This is a genomic window from Kitasatospora sp. NPDC057198 (assembly GCF_042670125.1).
Lineage (GTDB): Bacteria > Actinomycetota > Actinomycetes > Streptomycetales > Streptomycetaceae > Kitasatospora.
Genome location: NZ_JBHUWH010000886.1, coordinates 1 through 1,131 on the forward strand (window position 1 = coordinate 1; position 1,131 = coordinate 1,131).

General features: G+C 74.5%; 2 protein-coding genes. One reads left to right on the top strand and one right to left on the bottom strand.

Annotated elements, in window-relative coordinates; all coding sequences use genetic code 11:
• Window positions 1-53 precede the first annotated feature (53 nt).
• Window positions 54-656 carry a TetR/AcrR family transcriptional regulator gene (locus ACFUEL_RS39855; RefSeq protein ID WP_380243138.1) on the bottom strand — a complete coding sequence of 201 codons (603 nt, stop codon included), beginning with the start codon at window positions 654-656 and terminating at the stop codon, window positions 54-56.
• 82 nt (window positions 657-738) lie between these two features.
• On the opposite strand from ACFUEL_RS39855, the gene ACFUEL_RS39860 reads away from it, so the two are divergent.
• On the top strand, window positions 739-1,131 hold a 393-nt coding region (locus ACFUEL_RS39860), incomplete at its 3' end, for a cupin domain-containing protein (RefSeq protein ID WP_380243140.1).

The window sequence follows — 1,131 nt, forward strand, 5'->3', positions numbered from 1 at the left end:
GCGCCTCCCGGTGCGTCGCCGAACCGCGCGCGAGCGCCGGCCCGGTGGGCGGCTCAGCCGTCCACCGCTCGCACCAGCGCGACCATCGCCCCGACCGCCTCGCGGTCGGTCAGGCCCTGTTCCCGGCAGAGCGAGCGCCAGGTCGAGAAGGCCGCCGCGTGGCCGATCACCGCCCGCCGGACGGGCCCGCCCGCCGTCGGCCAGGCGTCGGCCAGCACCTCGGCGTGGCGCCGGTTCCCCGCCTCCCACGCCTCGCGGATCGCGTCGGGCACCGCGTGCAGGTCGCGGTCGACCAGCGTCAGCATCCGCTCGCCCGCGCGGTAGAAGCGGTAGAGGTCGGCGAGTCCGGCCGCGAGCCGTTCGACCCCGCCCCCGATCGCCTCCCACTCCTCGGGGCGGGGCGGTCGCTGCTGCGCCAGCCAGTGCCCCGAGCACGCCCGGAACAGCGCCGTCCCGTCGGGGAAGTGCCGGTAGACGGTCAGCCGGGTGACCCCGGCGCGTTCGGCGATCGCCGCGATGCTCGTCGCCGCCGGGCCCGCGGTGCCGTGCAGGTGCACGGCGGCCTCGATGATGCGCTGCCGCGTCCGCCCCACGTCCTCGGCGCGTTTGCGCATCTCGTAGCCGCGCGTTCGCGACGGCCGCTGCTGTTCACTCACCGGTTGACGCCCTGTTGTCCGAGGCGGAGACTTTTTTGGGAGAACGCCAGTGTATCCCGAATTGCGTGGAGGAGTGATCGCCATGACAGGGCCGCCGGTCCCGCCGCTCACCGTCGTCCGCCCCGGCGAGGGAGGGGAGGGCGACCTCGGCTCGATCGGGGTCGCCTTCAAGCTCTGGGGCGCCGACACCGGCGGCGCGGTCTCCGTCGTCGAACACCCCTTCCCGGTCGGGGCGCTGGTGCCGCCGCACCTGCACACCCGGGAGGACGAGTACTCGATCGTGACCGAGGGCGAGATCGGCTTCCGCTCCGGCGACCGCGAGGTCGTGCTGGGCGCCGGCGGCTACATCACCAAGCCGCGCGGGGAACTGCACGCGATGTGGAACGCCGGCCCCGTCCCGGCCCGGATGATCGAGGTCATCAGCCCGGCCGGCTTCGAGCACTTCTTCCGCGAACTGGCCGAGCTGCTCGCCGAC